This is a genomic window from Methylocystis sp. NC52PC (assembly GCF_055698645.1).
This window is the reverse complement of the sequence record NZ_CP170127.1, coordinates 908,428-929,057: the sequence shown is the minus strand read 5'-3', so window position 1 is coordinate 929,057 and position 20,630 is coordinate 908,428. Positions and strand designations below refer to the sequence as shown.

The 20,630-nt window shown below is 66.6% G+C and carries 21 protein-coding genes; 11 read left to right on the top strand and 10 right to left on the bottom strand.

Features of this window, described 5'->3' with window-relative positions; genetic code table 11:
• Positions 1–32: 32 nt before the first annotated feature.
• From ACETII_RS06295 to ACETII_RS06280, 4 genes are all read left to right on the top strand, one after another.
• Positions 33–1,142 carry a hypothetical protein gene (locus tag ACETII_RS06295; protein WP_472787504.1) on the top strand — a complete coding sequence of 370 codons (1,110 nt, stop codon included), beginning with the start codon at positions 33–35 and terminating at the stop codon, positions 1,140–1,142.
• Positions 1,143–1,324: 182 nt separating this feature from the next.
• Complete coding sequence (folE, locus tag ACETII_RS06290; RefSeq protein WP_363350028.1) at positions 1,325–1,897, top strand: GTP cyclohydrolase I FolE; 573 nt, start codon at positions 1,325–1,327, stop codon at positions 1,895–1,897.
• 98 nt (positions 1,898–1,995) lie between these two features.
• Positions 1,996–2,316 (top strand): hypothetical protein, encoded by a 321-nt coding sequence (locus ACETII_RS06285; protein ID WP_363350027.1) that lies wholly within the window; start codon positions 1,996–1,998, stop codon positions 2,314–2,316.
• Positions 2,317–2,346: 30 nt separating this feature from the next.
• A complete protein-coding gene (locus ACETII_RS06280) occupies positions 2,347–2,850 on the top strand; it encodes a hypothetical protein (RefSeq protein WP_472787503.1) in 504 nt (167 codons plus the stop codon).
• A gap of 85 nt (positions 2,851–2,935) precedes the next feature.
• Here the strand turns inward: ACETII_RS06280 and hpnA are convergent, their stop codons facing one another.
• Positions 2,936–3,934 (bottom strand): hopanoid-associated sugar epimerase, encoded by a 999-nt coding sequence (gene hpnA / locus ACETII_RS06275; protein ID WP_363350025.1) that lies wholly within the window; start codon positions 3,932–3,934, stop codon positions 2,936–2,938.
• 245 nt (positions 3,935–4,179) lie between these two features.
• Here hpnA and ACETII_RS06270 point away from each other — a divergent pair, with 245 nt between their 5' ends.
• Together ACETII_RS06270 and ACETII_RS06265 are read left to right on the top strand one after the other, a co-directional pair.
• Complete coding sequence (locus ACETII_RS06270; RefSeq protein WP_472787502.1) at positions 4,180–4,923, top strand: enoyl-CoA hydratase-related protein; 744 nt, start codon at positions 4,180–4,182, stop codon at positions 4,921–4,923.
• Positions 4,924–4,963: 40 nt separating this feature from the next.
• Entirely contained in the window at positions 4,964–5,665 is a 702-nt protein-coding gene (locus tag ACETII_RS06265; RefSeq protein ID WP_472787501.1) for an SOS response-associated peptidase, read from the top strand.
• Here the strand turns inward: ACETII_RS06265 and ACETII_RS06260 are convergent, their stop codons facing one another.
• The 7 genes from ACETII_RS06260 to mutM form a co-directional block, all read right to left on the bottom strand.
• A complete protein-coding gene (locus ACETII_RS06260) occupies positions 5,666–7,018 on the bottom strand; it encodes an FAD-binding oxidoreductase (protein WP_472787500.1) in 1,353 nt (450 codons plus the stop codon).
• 104 nt (positions 7,019–7,122) lie between these two features.
• Positions 7,123–7,245: a hypothetical protein gene (locus ACETII_RS06255; protein ID WP_363350021.1), complete on the bottom strand. Its 123-nt coding sequence runs from the start codon at positions 7,243–7,245 to the stop codon at positions 7,123–7,125.
• Positions 7,246–7,426: 181 nt separating this feature from the next.
• Positions 7,427–8,689, bottom strand: coding sequence for a class I SAM-dependent RNA methyltransferase (locus tag ACETII_RS06250; RefSeq protein WP_472787499.1), 1,263 nt, complete (start codon positions 8,687–8,689; stop codon positions 7,427–7,429).
• On the bottom strand, positions 8,686–9,414 hold the full coding sequence (locus ACETII_RS06245) for a TlyA family RNA methyltransferase (protein WP_472788128.1): 729 nt from the start codon (positions 9,412–9,414) through the stop codon (positions 8,686–8,688). Before ACETII_RS06245 ends, ACETII_RS06250 begins: the two co-directional genes overlap by 4 nt.
• Positions 9,414–10,232, bottom strand: coding sequence for an ABC transporter permease (locus ACETII_RS06240; protein ID WP_472787498.1), 819 nt, complete (start codon positions 10,230–10,232; stop codon positions 9,414–9,416). The genes ACETII_RS06245 and ACETII_RS06240 overlap by 1 nt, the downstream gene beginning before the upstream one ends.
• The gene (locus ACETII_RS06235; protein WP_472787497.1) at positions 10,229–10,984 is read right to left on the bottom strand and encodes an ABC transporter ATP-binding protein; all 756 of its coding nucleotides are present in this window, start codon (positions 10,982–10,984) and stop codon (positions 10,229–10,231) included. Before ACETII_RS06235 ends, ACETII_RS06240 begins: the two co-directional genes overlap by 4 nt.
• A gap of 43 nt (positions 10,985–11,027) precedes the next feature.
• Positions 11,028–11,897 carry a bifunctional DNA-formamidopyrimidine glycosylase/DNA-(apurinic or apyrimidinic site) lyase gene (gene mutM / locus ACETII_RS06230; protein WP_472787496.1) on the bottom strand — a complete coding sequence of 290 codons (870 nt, stop codon included), beginning with the start codon at positions 11,895–11,897 and terminating at the stop codon, positions 11,028–11,030.
• A gap of 83 nt (positions 11,898–11,980) precedes the next feature.
• On the opposite strand from mutM, the gene mntA reads away from it, so the two are divergent.
• The 5 genes from mntA (at position 11,981) to ACETII_RS06205 (ending at position 16,892) form a co-directional block, all read left to right on the top strand.
• Positions 11,981–12,382 (top strand): type VII toxin-antitoxin system MntA family adenylyltransferase antitoxin, encoded by a 402-nt coding sequence (gene mntA / locus ACETII_RS06225; RefSeq protein WP_472787495.1) that lies wholly within the window; start codon positions 11,981–11,983, stop codon positions 12,380–12,382.
• Positions 12,372–12,785, top strand: coding sequence for a type VII toxin-antitoxin system HepT family RNase toxin (gene hepT, locus ACETII_RS06220; protein WP_363350014.1), 414 nt, complete (start codon positions 12,372–12,374; stop codon positions 12,783–12,785). The genes mntA and hepT overlap by 11 nt, the downstream gene beginning before the upstream one ends.
• 74 nt (positions 12,786–12,859) lie before the next feature.
• Positions 12,860–13,630: a bifunctional demethylmenaquinone methyltransferase/2-methoxy-6-polyprenyl-1,4-benzoquinol methylase UbiE gene (gene ubiE, locus ACETII_RS06215; RefSeq protein WP_363350013.1), complete on the top strand. Its 771-nt coding sequence runs from the start codon at positions 12,860–12,862 to the stop codon at positions 13,628–13,630.
• Between the two features lie 16 nt (positions 13,631–13,646).
• The gene (gene ubiB / locus ACETII_RS06210) at positions 13,647–15,209 is read left to right on the top strand and encodes a 2-polyprenylphenol 6-hydroxylase (protein WP_472787494.1); all 1,563 of its coding nucleotides are present in this window, start codon (positions 13,647–13,649) and stop codon (positions 15,207–15,209) included.
• A gap of 27 nt (positions 15,210–15,236) precedes the next feature.
• Positions 15,237–16,892, top strand: coding sequence for an adenylate/guanylate cyclase domain-containing protein (locus ACETII_RS06205; protein WP_472787493.1), 1,656 nt, complete (start codon positions 15,237–15,239; stop codon positions 16,890–16,892).
• A 17-nt stretch (positions 16,893–16,909) separates the two neighbouring features.
• Here the strand turns inward: ACETII_RS06205 and ACETII_RS06200 are convergent, their stop codons facing one another.
• Together ACETII_RS06200 and ACETII_RS06195 are read right to left on the bottom strand one after the other, a co-directional pair.
• Entirely contained in the window at positions 16,910–17,785 is an 876-nt protein-coding gene (locus ACETII_RS06200) for an SDR family oxidoreductase (RefSeq protein ID WP_363350010.1), read from the bottom strand.
• A 77-nt stretch (positions 17,786–17,862) separates the two neighbouring features.
• Positions 17,863–20,613 carry a heavy metal translocating P-type ATPase gene (locus ACETII_RS06195; RefSeq protein WP_472787492.1) on the bottom strand — a complete coding sequence of 917 codons (2,751 nt, stop codon included), beginning with the start codon at positions 20,611–20,613 and terminating at the stop codon, positions 17,863–17,865.
• Between the last annotated feature and the right edge of the window lie 17 nt (positions 20,614–20,630).

Below are 20,630 nucleotides of genomic sequence, written 5' to 3'. Positions count from 1 at the left end.
GGACGGTCGAACGCCAGCATGAGCGAGTAGGCATGAATCAACGAGGCGACGACAAGGAACTCAAGGCCGCTTTCGCTGAGTTCAAGGAACTCCTGCGGCGCGAAAACGAGCCGGTCGGCGCGTCCCAGGCGCCCGAGGTCAGTCTCGAGCCGCGGCTCGACGCCGGCCGCGCGCCGGGCCCGGCGCCAGGTCTTCACGCGCAACCTTTGGCTTTGGAAGCCGAGCCGCGCGCGCCTGCGTCCCCCCTTCTCGGCGATGGCGACGATTTCGGGAGCGAGACGTTCGCCCCGCCCGAGCGCGCCCGCCGCCGCAAGCTGGTCTATCTTTCTCTCGCCATCGTCGCCGCAGGCCTCGCGGGGCTCGGCTGGACGATCGCGAAGGGCCCGCGCGTCGGCGAGCCGTCGGAGATCGCCAATATCGCCCCTGACGAGCCGGCCCCGCTCGCGTCGGACGCCGATCAGGCGTCGCTGGAGGCGCCCGACGCGGTCGGGGAGGCCGCTCCCGAGGCCGGCGACGCCGCGCCGGCGGAAAAGGCCGACTTGACCCCGCAGACCCCGGCGCCCGAGGCCCCGTCCAAACCCGCCCCGGCCCCCGCGGCGGGCTCGACCACCGCCGCGACAGCGGCGGCCGCGCCGACCGCCGTCCCGCTTCCGGCCGTACCGGTGGAGACGCCCGCGCCCGTGACGGCGCCAAAGCCCGCCGCCGCCGCCGCCCGGCCCGCCACGGCGGCGCTTGCGCCAGCCCCGACGGCTCCGGCCGCCGCCGCCTTCCAAAAGCCCGCCCCGGCCGCGGCGACGGAGGCGCCCGCCGAGAAGACGGCGGCCCTGCAGCCGGCGAACGCCCCCGCCGAATCGGCGCCGCCAGCGGCGGATCCGGCCAAGCCCGCCGCCAAGCCCGCGAAAGCGGCGAAGCCGAAGCAGCCCAAGGCGTCGCAGACGGCCGCCAAGCCGCATAAGCCGGCGTCGGAAGCGCCCGCCCCGGTCGAGGAGGTCGCCCTTCCGGCGCCGCCTCCCCCGCCGCCGGCTCCCGCGCCGAGCGACAGCGGCGGCGGCGCCTTCGGCTTCGTCAAGCGCACGGTCAACACGGTCGGATCGACCGTCGGATCGACGATCGGCACGATTGGCCGGGCGGTGATCCCCTAAACGGGGCTTTTGCATCGGGCGTTGCGAGGCGCTCCGCGCGCGATGGCGCGACGGCCGGCGTTTGCCAAACGCGCCGCCCCGTCGCAAGCTGCCAGAGACGGGGCGCGCGGACGCGGGCGGCTTTTCGATTTGAGCCCCGTCGCGGCGCAAGCCGGCGCGTTCGAAAGATTCGGGAGCACCGAATGGCGAAGCCAACCCAGGCCGACGCAGAAGCGGCCGTGCGCGTTCTGATCGAATGGGCGGGAGACGATCCAAAACGCGAGGGACTGATCGACACGCCGGCGCGCGTCGCGCGCTCCTATCGCGAGCTGTTTTCCGGCTATGAGATTGATCCGCGAGACTATCTCAAGCGCACCTTCGAGGAAGTCGGCGGCTACGACGAACTCGTGATCCTCAAGAACATCCGCGTCACGAGCTTTTGTGAGCATCACATGCTGCCGGTGACCGGCCGCGCCCATGTCGGCTATCTGCCGACCAATCGCGTCGTCGGCATCTCCAAGCTCGCGCGCGTCGTCAACGGCTTTGCCCGGCGGCTGCAAATCCAGGAGAAGCTCACGGCCGAAATCGCCGAGGCCATCCAGGACATTTTACAGCCGGCCGGCGTCGGCGTGGTGATCGAGGCGGAGCACAACTGCATGACGCTGCGCGGCGTGAACACCCCGGGCTCGTCGTTGACGACGAGCCGTCTGCTCGGGGTCATCCGCGACGATGCGCGCACGCGGGAGGAGTTCCTGATGATGGTGCGCGACGCCTGACAGCGTCGCGGCGGCCTGCGACCCGGCCACACGCCTGGCCAGGAACAACTCGTTGCGCGTCGCGTTAACTCGCCACTTGCATATCCTTGGAGGCGGCAATGGCTGAGGAACGGAACATTCAGCGCCAGCAGCATAATGGGCATGGCGCCGGCGACGTGAGCGGCGTCATCGCGGAACAGGCGTCGACGGCGGCCGAACAGATGGGTCGTGTGGTTCAGCAGGGCGTCGGGCGCGCCAATGCGGCGCTCAACGCGGTGACGGAGAGCAGCGGCAGGGCGGCGGAGCGCACCGGCGAAGTGCTCGGCAATTTCCGCTCTGCGATCGAGACCTCGGCGCGTTCGCAGCCGACGACGACCGTGATGCTGGCGGCGCTCGCGGGCTTCGTCTTCGGCGCGTTCTGGAGGATGGGAAGCCGGTAGTCATGTCCTCCAGCCTCGCGTGGTGACGTCATGTTCGAGCCGATCATAAAGAGGGCCGAAAACGCGGTCGGCGCCACGATCACGCGCGTTTCCGGAAATGCGATGGCGGCCGTCCCGCTGCTCATCGCTTTCGGTTTCGCGACCGCGGCGGCGGCCTATTGGGCGACGGAAAGCCTGGGGCCGCTTCTCGGCAATCTGGCGGTTGCGGGCGCCTTTGTCCTAATCTCGTTGCTCGTCTACGCTCTTGCAAGACGACGCGAGGCGCAGCAACAGGCGCGCGCCAGCGAAGAGTTGGCGGCGCTCACGGAAGCGTCGCCCTTCGCCGCCATTTCGCGCGCCATTCAGTCCTCGAACGCCACGCAGGCCCTGTTCGACCTCGCCAAGAGCGCGGCGCCCGTTGCGGCGAAGAACGCGGCGCGCGTCGCGCTGCGGGAGGCTCCGCGCAACTTGCCCTTGTTGCTTGGCGCTGGCGTCGGATTGATGGTGGCGTCGCGTCTCGTGAATGCGATGACCAACGGACGCGGCCGTCATTAGGTGAAGATCGCGTCAGGTGAAGATCGCGTCACGCGCGCCCGCCTCACCCTCCGACCGGGGGTGAGGCGCGTCGCTTTGAAACTTGTCAGCTCCGCGCGCCCGCCGTTCGTCGAAACCATTCGACCGCGTCCTCTACGGCAAGTCGCGCGGGGCGCGTCTCGTAGCCGAGTTCGCGACGGGCTTTCTGGTCGTCGAAGAACATGCGGGTGCGCGACATTCTGAGGCTGTCGCTATGGAGAAAAGGCTCGTAGCCGATGAGGCGCGCGCCCCACTCATTGACATAAGCGAAGGGCATGAGCGGGCCCGACGGCAGTTTGAACCGCGGCGGCGCGCGGCCCGTGACGCGCGAAATCTCGGTCAGAAGGTCGCATAGCGTCACGTTCTCGCCGCCGAGAATATAGCGCTCGCCGATTCGGCCGCGCTCCATCGCGGCCAGATGGCCGGCGGCGACGTCATCGACATGCACGACGTTCAGGCCGGTTTCCACATAGGCCGGCATGCCGCCGCGCACGGCCTCGGCGACGAGCCGGCCGGTCGGCGTCGGCTTGACGTCGCCCGGCCCGAGCGGCGCTGCGGGGCAAACGATCACGGCGGGGAGGCCATCTTCCTCGATCATCCGCTCGACCAGCCGCTCGGCGACGATCTTGCTCTGCTTATAGGCGCCGATCGCCTTTTCGGGGGAAAGCCGATTCGTCTCGGTGCAGAGACGGCCATTGGCGGCGGCGAGGGTGGCGACGCTGCTCGTATGGACGATGCGCTCGACGCCGGCGCGCAACGCTTCGCGCATGACGATCTCGGTGCCGCGCACATTGACGTCAAACAGCGTCTCGGGCTTCGGGGCCCAGAGCCGGTAGTTGGCGGCCACATGGAAAACCCGCCGCACGCCCGTCATGGCGGCGCGGACGCTCTCGACGTCGGTAATGTCGCCTTCCGCGATCTCGCATTCCGCCGGGATGTTGTCCGTCTGGCTTGTTGGGCGCGCCAGCGCCCTGACCCGGGCGCCTTTCGAAATCAAAAGCCGCGCGAGGGCGCCGCCGATGAAGCCGCTTGCGCCCGTCACCAGAGCAATATCGTCGTCAGTCATTTCTTCCCAGCGCCAAAGCCGCGTCAAAGTCAAATGGCGCTGTGACGCCCCACCGCAAAGCCCGCGCAGTGAGCTTACAGAGGCGCGCAGGCCTTTGCGAGCTTCGCCGTTACCGGCGCGAAAAGCCAAGCTCTCGTCTGGCTTTTCGCAGGCCGTTGTCGCCTGCGTCAACAGATAATAGGCTTCTCGCGGCGAAAAGGACCGAGCTTTCCGGTCCAAAGGGCTTCGGGCGGAGAGGTGCGGGCATGTCCCAGAAGATCGAGATCTCGCGCGCCGGCGCCGTTCTGCGGCTCGTCTTCAACCGGCCCGAAAAAAAGAACGCGCTCGACCGCGAGGCCTATCGGGGCCTGATTGTGGCGCTCGACGCCGCGGGCCGGGACGAGACGGTGCGGGCCGTCGTCTTCGCCGGCGCGGGCGGCGATTTCACCGCGGGCAACGACCTCGCCGACTTCCGCGATTTTGTCGATAAGCCCGAGGCGTTTCCGGCGCTGCATTTCGTGCGCGCGATCGCCGCTTTCCAAAAGCCGATGGTCGCGGCGGTCGCCGGCGACGCGATTGGCGTCGGAACCACCCTGCTGTTTCATTGCGATCTCGTCTTTGCCGCCCCGCAGGCGCGGCTGCGCATGCCCTTTATCGACCTCGGCCTGGTTCCGGAGGCCGGGGCGAGCCTCCTGGTCCCGCAGCGGCTCGGCATGGCGAGGGCCGCGCAATATTTGCTGCTCGGGGAAGGGTTTTCCGGCGAGGAAGCGCATCGTTTCGGCCTCGTCAACGGACTCGCGCCGCCCGAGGGCGTCCTCGACGCCGCCATGGCGGCGGCGCAGGCGCTGGCGGCGAAGCCCGTCGAGGCGCTTCTCGCCTCGCGCCGCCTGTTGCGCGGCGACCCCGCGGAGATACTGGCGCGCATCGACGCGGAGGCTGCGCTGTTCGCCAGGGCGCTCTCGTCGCAAGAGACGCGCGCGCGGCTCGCGGCTTTTTTTGCGCGCAAATAGAGCCTATTTGCGGGTTCCTGACGGGGAGGCGAGAAGCATCATGTGTGGGCGTTACGCCTTGACCTCGGCGCCGGAGGCGATCCGGAAATTGTTCGGCTATGCCGACACGCCCAATTTTCCGCCGCGCTACAATATCGCTCCGACCCAGCCGATCGCCATCGTCGCCTCGGAGCGCGGCGAAAGCGGGTCAGCGCCGCGCTTCAGGCTCGCGCGCTGGGGCTTCGTGCCGGGCTTTGTAAAAGATCCGCGCGACTTTCCGCTCATCATCAACGCGCGCGCCGAGACAGTGGCGGACAAGGCGAGCTTTCGCAACGCCATGAAGCGGCGCCGCTGCCTCGTGCCGGCCGACGCCTATTACGAATGGCTGAAACTTTCCCTCGGCGGGCGCATCCAGCGCAAGCCCTATCTCTTCCGCCGCGTCGACGGCGCGCCGATGGGCCTCGCCGGTCTATGGGAGACCTATGCCGGCGCGGATGGCGCGGAAATCGACACCGCCTGCATTCTCACGACCGACGCCAATGGCGCGACGGCCGCGATCCACGACCGCATGCCCGCTATTCTCGAGCCGAAGGATTTCGCCCATTGGCTCGATTGCGACAACGTCCGTGCGGAGGAAGCGGCGGGGCTGCTCAAGCCCGCTCCCGACGACGCGCTCGAATTTTTCGAAATCAGCCCGCAGATCAACAAGGCGACGAACGACGGCGCGCAATTGCAGGAGAGGCTGGCGCCGACGCTGTTGTGATCAGAGCAGCTTGCCGGGGTTGAGCACCCCGTTGGGATCGAGCGTTTTTTTCAACGCGCGCATCACCTCGAGCGCCACCGGGTTCTTGGTCTCTGCGAGCAGTTCCCGCTTCAACCGGCCGATGCCATGTTCGGCGGAAATCGACCCTTCGAACGCGTCGACGAGCCCGTGAACGAGCGCGTTCATCTCGTCCCAGCGCGCGAGAAAGGCGGCTTTGTCGGCGCCTGCGGGCTGCGAGACGTTATAGTGGAGATTGCCGTCTCCCATATGGCCGAAGGGGACGGGGCGCGCCTGCGGGAAGCGCGCCGCGATGCGCCGGCCCGCTTCGGCGATGAACGCCGGAATGCGCTCGATCGGCACGGAAATATCGTGCTTGATCGAGCCGCCTTCGCGCTTTTGCGCTTCCGACATGCTCTCGCGCAGCCGCCAGAGCGCCGCCGCCTGATCGAGCGAATGGGCGAGCGTCGCGTCCTCAACGAGCTCCGCCTCCAGCGCCTCGGCAAGCGCCAGATCGGCGACGCGCTCCGCCTCGCCTTCGGTAAAGCCCGCGATCTCGAGGAGCGCATACCAAGGGGCTGGCGCGGCGAGCGGGTCCCGCGCGCCGGGAATATGGCGCAGCACCAGCTCGAGGCCAAGCCGCGACATGATCTCGAAGGCCTGTAGGCCGGGACCGGCGCGCTCTTTGACGAAATTGAGAAGCGCGAGGGCGTCGTCGGGACTGTCGAGTCCGAGAAAGGCGACCGCGCGCGAGCGGGGGCGCGGGAAAAGCTTCAGCGTCGCGGCGGTGATGACGCCGAGCGTGCCCTCAGAGCCGATGAAAAGCTGCGTGAGATTGTAGCCGGTGTTGTCCTTGCGCAATTTGCCGAGCGTCGAGAGCAGGCGGCCGTCGGCAAGCGCGACTTCGAGCCCGAGCGCCAGATCGCGCGCCGCGCCATAGGCGAGCACATGCACCCCGCCGGCGTTGGTCGCAAGATTGCCGCCGATGGTGCAGCTGCCTTCCGAGGCGAGCGAAAGCGGGAAATAGCGGTCGGCGGCTTCGGCCGCTTCCTGCGCGCGCGCGAGCGTCACGCCCGCTTCGAGAGTCATCGCGTCAGACGCCGGGTCGACGTCGCGAATGCGATCGAGTTTTTGTAAGGAAAGGACGATTTGTCGGCCGCTCGCGTCGGGCGTCTGGCCGCCGACCAGGCCAGTATTCCCGCCCTGCGGCACGACGCCCACGCCCTGCGTATTGCACAGCGCCAGCACGCGCGCGACTTCTGCGGCGGTCGAGGGTTTGATCACAGCTAATGCGCGGCCGCGATAGAGGTCGCGCGGTTCGGACAGGAAAGCGTCCATATCCGCCGGATCGGTCACAACGGCGGAAGCCCCGACGATCGCCTTCAGGCGATCGCAGAGATCGGGCGCGTCGAACCAAGCACTCTGAGACAGAGAAGGCGCCCTTTTCGGTTACGAGCCCGTCAGTAACGGTGGCGGCGGGCTTTCGCGTCTTTCTTGCGGGCGTAGACGTAAGCGCGCGCGGCAGAGGGCGCGCTTGCGAGGACGACACTGCACAATGCTGCGGCGATTAGCGCATTCATCATGACCATCTCCTTCCAGTTCCGGAGACCATCGGGTCCCCGCCTACACCGGACCATCTCGCAAATCCTATGCCCGAATTTTTTGTGCGGCAACGGGCTTTGCTGTTGGCGCGGCCAAATCCTGTCCGTTTCTTCCCCCTTGAGACATTCTCGTCACAGAAGCGTTGCCCAAAAATTAACGGTTTCACCCTAAAAGGCTCCGTTTTGCCTTTTTCTGGCTGGAGCTGCGCGAAAATGCCGCAACGATTTCGACATGGGGAGCGTAGCGGAATTGGTCAAGCGGCGTGATGCGCTGGGCCCTGAAGCCCGCGTTGACTAAAACCGCGGCGTCCCGCGCGAAACTTTGTGCATTGCAAGAAACCGCCACCGCCAGCGGCGTCGACGACTGGGCGATTTCCTTGGCCTGCGCCGGCGCCCCGGCGCGGGGCGGGTCGAAAACGACCGCGTCGAAGGCCGACAGCTCTGCAGCCGTGAGCGGCCGGGCGAAGAGGTCGCGAACCTCGCATTCGAGCGGCTTGAGGCCGGAGGCGGCGCGGGCGGCGGCGCGCATGGCGTCAACCGCCGGCGCGGCGCTGTCGTAAGCAGCGACTCTGCTCTGCTCGGCGAGGCGCAGCGCAAAGGCGCCCACGCCGCAGAAAAGATCCGCCACATGCTTCGCGCCGCGCGTCGCCTCCAGAACCCGCGCGGCGAGCGCCTCTTCCCCGACCGCGGTCGCCTGAAGAAACGCGCCGGGCGGCAGCTCAACCTGGACCCGGCCGACGGCGACGCGGGGAGTCCGCCGCAAGGCGACGAGCCGGCCATGATTGGTCAGACGCGCGAGATCATGAGCCTCCGCGACGCCAATCAGCGCGCGCATTTCATGTTCTTCCAGCGGTCCCGCGCCTCGCAGATCGACGTCCATCCCGTCGAGCGTGGCGGTCACGGCGATATCGAGCGGCTTGCCGCGGGCGCTGAGAATTTGCGCGAGGGCGCGGGCGGCGGGCAATGCGCCGGAAAGCTCAGGAACGAGCAGCGGGCAGGCCTCGATCTCGACAATCTTGTGCGAGCGCGCCGCCATGAAGCCGACGCGCGCCGCGCCCTGATCCATGCGCGCGTGAAAGGTCACGCGACGGCGCCCGGCGCCCTGCGCGTCGACGAGCGGATCGACCGCGAGCGACAGGCCGACGTTTTTGAGCGCCGTCTCGACAAGGCCGCGTTTCCACGCCCGGTAGGGCTCGTCGCGCAACGCCTGCACCGCGCAGCCGCCGCAATCGGCGTAATGCGGACAGATCGGCGCGATACGGTCGGGCGACGCGGCGACAATTTCAGCGAGCCGCGCCTGCTCGCCGTCGATCTCCGCCAGCACGGTCTCGCCAGCGAGCGCATAAGGCACGAAGACGCGCGCGTCGCCGTCGCGGGCGACGCCCTCGCCGCGATGGCCGAGACGGTCGATGACAAGCCGCTTCATGGACCAACCGCCTGGATAAGGAATTCTCGATTGCCGTCGCCGCCGGCGATCGGCGAGGGCGTCAAGCCCATGACGCGCCAGCCGAGCGCCTCAATATCATGGCGCGCGCGGGCGCAAACCTCGGCGCGAATCCCTTCATCCCGCACCACGCCTTTTTTTGTCGACCCGCGGCCGGCTTCGAACTGCGGCTTGATGAGCGCGACAAGCTGCGCCTGAGGCGCGGCAAGCGAAAGCACATTCGGCAGCAGCGTCGAGAGCGAAATGAAACTGGCGTCGATGACGATGAGCGTCGGCGGTTCGGCGAGTTGCGCCAGCGTCAAGGTGCGGGCGTCCTGGCCTTCCATCGAGGTGACGCGCGCGTCGCGCCGCAGACGCTCGTGCAACTGGTCGTGGCCGACGTCGACCGCGACGACATGGCGCGCGCCGCGCGCCAGCAGCACGTCAGTGAAGCCGCCTGTCGAGGCGCCGACGTCGAGGCAGAAGCGGCCCGCGGGATCGACGCCAAATAAGTCGAGCCCATGCGCGAGCTTGACGCCGCCGCGCGAGACCCAGGGGTAGGGGGCGCGGGCGACGATCTCGGCGCCCTCCGCAATGGGCGTCGCGGGCTTTGTCACGACGCGCCCGTCGACCGTCACGAGGCCGGCCTCGATCGCCTCGCGCGCCTTGGCGCGGCTTTCAAAGAAGCCCCGCGCATGGAGCGCCGCATCGGCGCGCTTCGCGTTCATCATTCGCCCGTCTGCAGCAGCGTGCCGGCGCGGCGCGCGCTTTTCAGGAAGCGGCTGAACCACAGCGCCGCCAAGAAAAACAGAAGCACGTCGAGCGCGGCCCCCTGCGCCAGAAGATCCCAACGCACCACGCGGTCGAGCAGCACGCCGCGCAGGCCCTCGAACACATAGGTCGGCGGCAGAGCCCAGGAGATCGGCTGAACGACCGGGGGCAGCACGGAGACCGGATAATAGACCGCGCCGAGCGGCTGGATGGCGAACATCAGCGCCCAGACGAGGCTCTCGGCGCCCATGCCGTAGCGCAACAGCAGACCTGAAATGAACAGGCCGATCGCCCAGGCGAACACCAGAAGGATCGCGAAGAAGGCGCCGAGCGCCACGCCCAGCGCCCAGAGATTGAAGCCGAAGAGCCAGATGGCGATGAAGGTCACGGGTAGCGTGCTGATCGTCAGACGAATGAAGCTCATCGCCATCAGCGCGGTCGCGAATTCGCTCATGCGCAGCGGGCTCATCAGCAGATTCGCGAGATTGCGCGACCACATTTCTTCGAGAAAAGAGAAGGAAAAGCCCTGCTGCGCGCGCAGCAGAATGTCGAGCAGCAGCACGCCCCCGACCAGCGCGCCCGCCGCCATCTCCACGCCGCCGATGGACTGACCCGCGTAGTTCTTGATGAGATAGGTCTGCAGAAAGCCCCAGGTGAAGAGCTGGACGATCGGCCAGTAGATGATTTCGAGCAGGCGAAAGCCGGAGGAGCGCAGCACATAAGTGTAACGCAGCATCATCGCGCCGACGCGCTGGAAGGAGAAGCCCGCGTTCATGACGCCGCTCCCGCGCGCCCGCGTGCGACGTCGAGAAACACTTCTTCGAGATTGGCGCGGCCATAGCGTGCAAGGAGGCGCGCGGGCGAGTCGTCGTCGACGATGGCGCCTTCTTTGAGCATCAGCACGCGGTCGCACAGGCGCTCGACTTCGTTCATGTTGTGGGAGGCGAGCAGGATGGCGCAATTATGCGTGGCGCGATGCGCCTCGAGCCGGCCGCGCACCCAGTCGGCCGTGTCGGGGTCGAGCGAGGCCGTGGGCTCGTCGAGCAGCAGGAGCTGCGGATCGTTGACGAGCGCCTTGGCGATGGCGACGCGCGTCTTCTGCCCGGCGGAAAGCCGCCCGGTCTGGCGGTCGAGGAAGTCGCGCAGCGCCAGGGCGTCGGCGAGCTCTTCGATTTTCGCTTCGACGTCGGCGACGTCGTAAAGAAGGGCGAAGACGCGCAAATTCTGCCGCACGGTGAGCCGGTGCGGCAGATCGACATAAGGGCTCTCGAAATTCATGCGGCCGAGCACCTCGTAGCGCTCGCGCGAGAGATCGCGGCCAAAGACGCGAATCTCGCCGGCTGTGGGCTCGATCAGCCCCATGACCATGCCGATCGTCGTCGTCTTGCCGGCGCCATTGCCGCCGAGGAGGCCGGTCACGGAGCCCGGCGGCAAGGCGAAATCGAGGGGGCCGACGACGCTGCTTTTGCCGTAGCTCTTCGACAGACCGTGAACCGAGAGCGCCGGTTCGTTCATTGAGGGGGACATGACGAAGGTTATGGCTTCTCGGGGCGGTCCCGGCAAGGGCGCGTTATTTCTGGCAGACGGGACAGTGAAAGGTCGAACGCCCCGACTGCACGCTGCGTAAGACGGTCCCCTTGCAGCCCGGCGTGGGGCAGGCGGCGCCTTCGCGGTCATAGACCCGGAAGGAATGCTGGAAATAGCCGAGCGACCCATCGGCCTGGCGATGATCGCGCAGCGAGGAGCCGCCGGCGGCGAGCGCGGCCTCCAGCACGTCGCGGATCGCGCTGGGCAGGCGTATGAGCGCCGCGCGTGGACGCCCGGCGGCCGTCACCAGCCGGCCGCCCGCCAGAAGCGGCGAAACGCCCGCCCGATGCAGCGCCTCGCAGACATAGATATTGCCAAGCCCCGCGATCAGCCGCTGATCGAGCAGCAGCGCCTTGACCGGAGCGGCGCGTCCGCGAAAGGCGCGCGCCAGAAAGCCCGCGTCGAGTTCGGCGCTCAAAGGCTCGGCCCCGAGCCCCTGAAAAAGTTTGTGGCTGTCGAGCTCGGCGGTGGCGATGAGCAGCATGAAGCCGAAGCGGCGCGGGTCGTTGTAGGTGACGCGGGCGCCGCTCTCCATGTGAAAGACCACATGGTCATGCGTCGCGCTCTTGTCGCGCGGATGGTGAAAGACGCCGGCGATCTCGCCGTCGATCCGGAACGAGCCGCTCATGCCGAGATGCATGACGAGCGTCTCGCCGCCGTCGAGGTCGGCGAGAAGATATTTCGCCCGCCGCCGCAAGGCGAGGACGCGGCGCCCGGAGAGCCGCGCCGCGAAGTCCGGCGGGAAGGGGAAGCGCAAATCCGGGCGGCGCTGCTCGACCTTTGCGATGCGGGCGCCGGCGAGCGTGGGCGCGAGGCCGCGACGCACGGTTTCGACTTCGGGCAGTTCGGGCATGGAAGGGCGCCTCTCCGCGCGGGGCGCTTTCGCCGCTGTCGCGCGCCGCGCTATAAAGCGCTTTAGCAAATCGCGAGAGGCGCATGAAGTTCGATGAGGCCGAAATTGTCGAAGCGCTGCGCGAACGCCTGCCCGAGGCGCTGGCGATCTACCTCTTCGGCAGCGTCGCCAGCGACGAGGCGGGGCCGGAGAGCGACGTCGATCTCGCGGTGCTGAACGACGGCAAGCTCGATCCCGTGAGGATCTGGCAGATTGCCGGCGACCTCGCCGCTCTCGTGGACCGCCCTGTCGATCTCGTCGACCTGCGCGCCGCCTCGACCGTGCTCCAGCACCAGATCGTGACAAGGGGCTGCAGGCTCTACGCGCGGGACGCCCGGGCCGATTTTTACGAAGCCTTTATTTTGAGCGAGAAGGCGAATCTCGACGCCCGCAACGCGGGGCTCATGGAAGACATCCTGCGGGAGGGCCGGGTCTATGGCCGATGAGGTCCTCGTCAACAAGGCTGCGGCCATCGAGCGCTGCGTGAAACGCGCCCGCGACGAATACGCCAAGGGGCCGGACAGCTTCGCGACCGATTTCACCCGCCAGGACGCCGCGGTCCTGAACATCCAGCGGGCCTGCGAGGCGGCGCTGGACATGGGGCAGCATGTCATCCGCCGGGACCGGCTCGGCGCCCCGCAGAGCGCCCGGGACGTGTTCAACTTGCTGGAGGCCGCCGGCCGCATCCCCCCGGAGGCCGCCGAGCCCATGCGGCGGATGACAGGGTTCCGCAATATCGCCGTCCATGATTATCAGGCCTTGCTTCTGCCGATCGTGGTGGCGGTCATCACTCGGCATCTGGATGATTTTCTGGCGTTCAGCGCCGCCCTTCTGGGCAATGAGGGGTAAAAGCGCCCGCCCATAGCCATCCCGGCCGGGAGAGGCTATACCCTCCCCGTCTTTCCATGTCAGGCGAGCGTTAAATGACCGATTCCCATTCCGATCGAGAGGGTTCGACCCATTTCGGCTATTCCGAGGTGCCGCTTACGGAGAAGCAGCATCTGGTGGACGACGTCTTCCACAAGGTCGCCCGCCGCTACGACGTGATGAACGATCTGATGTCCGGCGGCCTGCATCGGCTGTGGAAAGACACTTTCGCCGCCAAGGTCAACGCCCGCAACCGCAAGGAGTTTCGTCATCTCGACGTCGCCGGCGGCACGGGCGACGTCGCCTTCCGGATCGCCCGCCAGTCCCCCGCCGACGCCGAGATCGTCGTCCTCGACATCAATGGCGACATGCTCGAGGTCGGCCGCGACCGCGCCCGCGAGAAGGGCATCGGGGAAAAGCTCGACTTCGTGCAGGCGAACGCCGAGTCGCTTCCCTTTCCGGACAACCATTTCGACGCCTATACGATCGCCTTCGGCATTCGCAACGTGCCGCGTATTCAGACGGCGCTCGAGGAAGCCTATCGGGTGCTCAAGCCCGGCGGCCGTTTTCTCTGCCTCGAATTCTCGCAGGTCAACGTCCCCGGCCTCGACAAGATCTACGAAGCCTATTCCTTCAACGTGATTCCGGCGGTCGGCAAGCTCGTCGCGGGCGATGGCGAGCCCTATCGTTACCTCGTTGAATCGATCCGCAAATTCCCGGCCGCGGACGATTTCGAGCGCATGATCCGCAAGGCGGGCTTCCGCCGCACCGGCTATGAGCGCCTCACCGGCGGCGTCGTGGCGATCCATTCCGGCTGGAAATACTAACGACCAGGACGCTTCTTTGCTTCTCCAGACCGGCAATCTCCTGCGACTGGCGCGCGCCGGCTATATTTTGGCGCGCGAAGGCGTCTTCACCTCGCTCGATCTCAACCTGCTGCCGCCCCCCGCGGTCCCGCTCGTGCGTCTCGCCAATCTCGTCGCCAGGGGCAGGGGCGAGAATGCGGGCGAGGCCCTCGTCCGCGCGCTGTCGCAGATCGGCCCGTCCTATGTGAAGCTCGGCCAGTTTCTGGCGACGCGGCCCGACGTCGTCGGCGGCGAGATCGCCGACGCGCTCACCGCGCTGCAGGACCGCATGGCGCCCTTCGGCCAAGCCAAGGCGATCGACATCGTCGAAAAAGCGCTCGGAAAGCCGGTCGAGGAGATTTTTACCTCCTTTGGCGAGCCCGTCGCCGCCGCCTCCGTGGCCCAGGTGCACATGGCCACGGCGGTCTACCAGGGCAAGGAGCGCAAGGTTGCCGTGAAGGTGTTGCGCCCCGGCGTCGAGGGCCAGTTTGCGCGTGATCTACGCGACATGTATCTCGTCGCCCGCGTCGCCGAACGCTGGTCGGCGGAAGGCCGGCGGCTGCGGCTGATCGAGGTCGTCGATACGCTCGCCCGCACGGTCAAGCTCGAGACGGACTTTCGTCTCGAAGCGGCGGCGGCCTCGGAATTCGCCGAAAACGTCGCCAAGGACCCCAATATTCATGTCCCCCATGTCGATTGGGACCGCACCGCGCGCGAAGTGCTGACGCTCGAATGGATCGACGGCGCGCCCCTCTCCGATCTCGAGCGCGTGGCGGCGGAGGGCCACGACCTCAAGAGGCTCGGCGCCCATGTGCTGCAGTCCTTCCTGCGCCACGCCATGCGCGACGGCTTCTTCCACGCCGACATGCATCAGGGAAATCTTTTCGTCGACAAGCACGGACGGCTCGTCGCCATCGACTTCGGCATCATGGGCCGGCTCGGCGAGAAGGAGCGGCGGTTTCTGGCCGAGATTCTCTACGGCTTCATCACGCGCGACTATCGGCGCGTCGCAGAGGTGCATTTCGAGGCCGGCTATGTGCCGGCCAAACATTCGACCGAAGAATTCTCGCAGGCGCTGCGCGCCATCGGCGAGCCCCTCCACACGATCAACGCCGCGGAAATTTCCATGGCGCGGCTGTTGACCCTGCTTTTCGAGGTCACGGCGCTTTTCGACATGCGCACGCGCACGGAGCTCGTGCTGCTGCAAAAGACCATGGTCGTCGCCGAGGGCGTGGCGCGCACGCTCGATCCCAAGCTCGACATCTGGAAGACCTGCGATCCGGTCGTGCGGACCTGGATCGAGGAGAATCTCGGGCCAAAGGCGAAGATCGAAGACGCGGGCCGAAGCATCGCCGAACTCGCCAAGCTCGCGACGCATCTCCCCAAGACGCTCGCTGACGCCGAGACGGCGATTTCCCGCGTGTCGCAGATGGCCGAGGTCGGCGTCGATCTTTCGCCGGCTTCGCTCGACGCGATCGCCGAGACGCGGCGGCGCTCGGACTTCCGACTGCTTGCGGGCCTGACGGCGCTGACGCTGCTCGCGGCGTGGTTGTTCGGCTAGGATAGCCGTAGGCAATGGCGAGGGCATATGAAGCTTCGCAGTTTTTTTCTCGCCTTTTTTCTCACGCTCGTCACCCTCGCCGGCATGAATCTGGTGCTCGGCTTTTTTCTGGGAAAGGCGGATGAGGCGCGCATCGAATCCGAGCGACAGAAGGACAAGATTACCTCGCTCTCCGAGGACCTCGTCATTTCTTCGCAATGGGCGACGCGCTTTGCGCGCGGCTATGTCGCCACCAAGGATCCCAGGCGGCAGCGCTGGCACAGTCAAATCGCCGGCATCCTCGACGGCAAGATTGCGCGGCCGAGAGACTATGGCGTCGAATATTGGGACCTGGTCTCCAGCGGCCTCGCGCCCGAGCCCGACTTGAAAGCCGAGGGATTGTCTCTGGAGGATCAATTCCTGCAATTGAACCTCACCGTCGAAGAGTTCAATCTGCTGAAGAAAGCCGAAGCGCTTTTCGCTAAAATGGCGGCGACCGAGCGGCTCGCGATGCATGCGGCGAATGGCGAATTCGACGACGGGACTGGCGCCTTTTCGAAAAGGGGAAAGCCCGACGCCGTTATGGCGGACCGGCTGCTTTACAGCGACAGCTACGTCAAGGACAATGGCGAGCTCGCAAAGCTCGTCCATGATTTTACCGACAAGGTGAAAGCGCGCTATCAGAAAATCCTGGAGGCTCAGGAGAAATACGCGACGCAGCTGGTTCGTCTGAACGTTTACGTCGCGGCGGGCTTTTTCACGATCATCCTGGCCTGCGTTCTCTTCCTGCGAAGCCAGTTCATGGCGAGAACGCGACGGCTGATGGCGGCCGTCAAGAAGATCAGCGGCGGCGACCTCGGGGCCGAAATCGACATCGGGGGCAAGGACGAAATCGCCGAATTGGCGCAGGCTGTCGGCTCGATGGCCGGCAATCTGAAAACCGCCTTCGAGAAGCTCGAGGAGAGGGTGATCGTCTCCGAGCAAACCGCCGTGGAATTGAACAACGAACGGCTTCGTTCCGAAAAGCTTCTTCATAATATCCTGCCCGCGACGATCGCACAGCGCCTGCGGGGCGGGGAAGAAGTCATCGCCGAAGTTTATCCCGAGGTGACGGTTTTCTTCTCGGACATCGTCGGCTTCACCGATCTTTCCGCCAGACTGGGCCCGCATGAGACGGTGAGCCTTCTCAACGCCCTCTTCGAAAAGTTCGACGAACTCGTCGAGAAACACGGCGTTGAAAAGATCAAGACCATCGGCGACAGCTATATGGTTGTGGGCGGCGTTCCCAATCGCGATCCGTTGCACTGCCAGCACGTCGCCGAATTTGCTTTGGAAGCCATCGGCTTCGTGCGGGAGTTCTCGACGAGCTATCCCTTCCCCGTCGAGATGCGCATGGGCATTCATACCGGCACTGTCGCCGCCGGCGTGCTCGGCAAGAAGAAATTCTCCTATGATCTCTGGGGCGACGTCGTGAATGTGGCGAGTCGCTTCGAGTCGTCTTCGATGGTCGACAGAATTCACGTGTCGGAGGCGGTTAGAGTTCGTCTCGCCGATGATTTCGTCTTTCAAGACGCCGGAACCGTTGACCTGAAAGGCAAGGGCGTCACGGCGTCCTATTACCTTCTCGGCAAGAAGAAGGACCTCTCCGGCGTGGTCGAATTCAGGAAGCAGCAAGCGCCGCGCGAGGCGGACGCCGACAGATAAAAAGGCGCGCTGGCGAGCTATCCGCCAGCGTGAAACGCTAGCTTCCGCACATTGGGGGTGATCGGTTCTTCGAGGAAGAAATCGAGCACGGCCTCATAGGCGGGGTCGACCGAATAGGGCGTAAAGTCCGTCACGCCTTCCTCGGCGAGCACGCGCACGTCGATGAAGAAATTGCCGGTGCCGCCGCGAGACGGGCGCGTGAGAATGGCGTGCGCGGCGTCGGCGACGATCTCCGGCTTGCGCGCGCGCTTGATCACTTCTTCGCCGCCCAAGAGATTGCCGACCGCGGCGGTGGCGATCGCGGTCTCGGGCCAGAGGGAATTCACCGCGACGCCGTCTCGCGCAAGATCGCGCGCCAGGCCGAGCGTCACGAGGCTCATGCCATATTTCGCCATCGTGTAAGCGAGATTAGGCGCGAACCATTTGGGATTCAGATCGAGCGGCGGCGATAAGGTGAGAATATGGGGGTTTTCCGCCTTGCGCAGATGCGGCAGGGCGAGCTTGGCGCAAAGATAGGTTCCGCGCGCATTGATCTGATGCATCAGATCGAAGCGCTTCATCTCGAGCTGATCGATCCCGCGCAGATCGATGGCGCTGGCGTTGTTGATGAGAATGTCGACGCCGCCAAAAACCGCCGCCGTCTGCGCGAGGGCGGCCTCGACCTGATCGTCGAAGCGAATGTCGCAGGAGAGCGCCAGCGCCTTGCCGCCGGCGGCCTCGATTTCCGCGGCGGCTGTAAAGATCGTGCCGGGAATCTTGGGGTTCTCCGTCACGCTCTTGGCCGCGACGGCGATGTTGGCGCCGTCGCGGGCCGCGCGTCTGGCGATGGCGAGGCCAATGCCGCGGCTCGCGCCGGTGATGAAAAGCGTCTTGCCCTGAAGCGATCCAGACATTGGCCTTGTCCATCAAAGAGGCTTACGCCGGCAAAGCGCCGATTCGCAGGCTCAGACGCTAAAATGTAACGGCGCCCTTACGCGGCGACCTGCGCCGGATAGCCGGCTTCGGTGATGGCCTTGGCGAGCGCCGTCGGGTCTTTGGGCGTGGGCGAGACTTCGACCTTGCCGGTGGCGAGGTCGACTTTTACGTCAGCGCCGGGCTCCATTGTCTGTACGGCCTTGGTGACATGTTTGACGCACATGCCGCAGGTCATGTCCTTCACATTGAACGTGGTCATGGTTTCCTCCTTGCTGTTCTCGTTGACCGGGACGGGCGCCGCTGCAGGCGCCGGCGTTTCATGGGTGGCGGGCGGCAGGGGCGCCTCGGCGACGACCGGGGGCTTGAAGCGGCGCAGACGCAGCGCATTGGTCAGCACGAAGACGCTCGACAGCGCCATGGCGCCCGCGCCCAGCATGGGCGAAAGCTGCATGCCGTTGACGGGATAAAGCGCGCCCGCGGCCACGGGAACGAGCAATGCGTTATAGCCGAAGGCCCAGAACAGATTCTGCTTGATGTTGCGCATCGTGGCGCGCGAGAGCGCCAGCGCCGCCGGAACCTTGGCGAGATCGCCCGACATCAGCACCACGTCTGCGGCTTCGATGGCGATGTCGGCGCCCGTGCCGATGGCGACGCCAGCGTCCGCCGCGGCGAGCGCCGGCGCGTCGTTCACGCCGTCGCCGACGAAGGCGACTTTATTCCCTTCGCGCAGCCGCTCGAGCGTCGCGACCTTGCCGTCCGGCATCACGCCCGCCACGACTTCGTCGATGCCGAGGCGCCGGGCGATGGCGTTCGCCGTGCGCGCGTCGTCGCCGGTGATCATCGCCGTCCTGACGCCGATGGCGTGCAGCGCGTCGATGGCGGGCCTGGTCGTGGGCTTCAGTTCGTCGGCGACGCAAATAATCGCGCGCGCCTTGCCGTCGACCGCGACATAGAACGGCGTCTTGCCTTCTTCCGAAAGCGCGGCGGCGCTTTCGTCGAAGGCGCTCGTGTCGAAGCCGAGCGAAGCCATGTAGCGCGCCGCGCCGATCGCGACCTTGCGCCCGCCGACGACGCCGGCGACGCCCATGCCGGAAACGGATTCGAAATCGGCGACGGCCGCGACCTCGAGCCCCCGTTCCTTCGCCCCGGCGACAAGGGCCGCGCCGACGGGATGTTCGGATTGCGCCTCGACGCTCGCCGCGAGGCGCAAAAGTTCGTCGGCGTTTTCGCCGGGCGCGGGCACGAGGTCCGTCAAGCGCGGCTTGCCGAAGGTCAGCGTGCCGGTCTTGTCGAAGGCGATGAGCGTGACGTCCTGCAGCGTCTGCAGCGCTTCACCCTTGCGAAACAGCACGCCGAGCTCCGCCGCGCGCCCGGTGCCGGTCATGATGGCGGCGGGCGTGGCGAGACCCATGGCGCAAGGGCAGGCGATGATGAGCACGGCGACCGCGCTGACCAGCGCATGGGTCAATCGCGGTTCGGGGCCAATGAGCATCCAGACGACGAAGGTCGCGGCCGCCACGGCGAAGATCGCCGGCACGAAGACGGCGGTGACGCGGTCGACCATCGCCTGAATGGGCAGCTTCGCGCCCTGCGCCTGCTCGACCATGCGGATGATGCCGGCAAGCGTCGTGTCGGCGCCGACGCGGGTGGCGCGGAAAGAGAAAGCCCCCGAGCCGTTGACCGTCGCGCCGGTGACGGTCGCGCCGACGCCTTTCGAAACCGGCGCGGGCTCGCCCGTGACCATGGATTCGTCGACATAGGACGCGCCGGCGGTCACGACGCCGTCAGTCGGGATTCGCTCGCCCGGGCGCACCAGCACGATGTCGCCGACATGCACGTCGTCGATATCGACATCCACGGTCTCGCCATTGCGCTCGATGCGCGCGGTCTTGGGCTGCAATCTGGCGAGCGCGCGGATCGCTTCCGACGTGCGTCCCTTGGCGCGCGCCTCCAGAAAGCGGCCGAAGAGGATCAGCGTGACGATGACGACCGCGGCTTCGTAATAGACATGCACGGCGCCGGCCGGCAGCAGATCGGGCATGAAGGTCGCGACGAGCGAATAGAGATAGGCGCTGAGCGTGCCGACCGCGACGAGCGCATTCATGTCGGGCTGCCGTCTGATCAGCGCCGGTATGCCTTTCTGGAAGAAGACGAGGCCGGGGCCGAACAGAACCAGAGTCGCGAAGAGGAAAGAGAACTGACGGATCAGCTCGTCGCCGATGGTCGCCATGGCCCAGTGATGAACGGCCGGGATCACATGGCCGCCCATTTCGAGGATGAAGACAGGCGCCGTCAGCAGCGCGGAGACGATGAGATTGAAGCGCAGATGGCGCATCTCCTCCTCGCGCCGCGCCCGCTCGCGGTCGGCGCCGCCGGCGTCCGTCTCGATTCTGCGCGGTTCGTAGCCCGCTTCCGAGACGGCGCGGCGCAGCCGGTCCACGAGGCCGGGGCCGGAGAGCGCGCGGACGCTGGCGCGTTCGGTCGCGAGATTGACGCTCGCCGTCAGGACGCCCGGAACCGCCTTGAGCGCCTTTTCGACATGGGCGACGCAGGACGCGCAGGTCATGCCGCCGACGCCGAGCTCGATCGTCTCGACGACGGGCTCATAGCCGGCGTCGGCCACAGACTTCACGAGCGCGGCCGGATCGGCGCCCGGGGCGAGCGAGACGTCGGCGCGCTCGGTCGCGAGATTGACGCTGGCCGAGGTGACGCCGGGCGTCGCCGCCAACGCCTTTTCGACATGGCCGACGCAGGAGGCGCAGGTCATGCCGCGCACGTTGAAATCGAGTTCGGTTCCCGCGCTCATGCCAACTCCGTAATTGC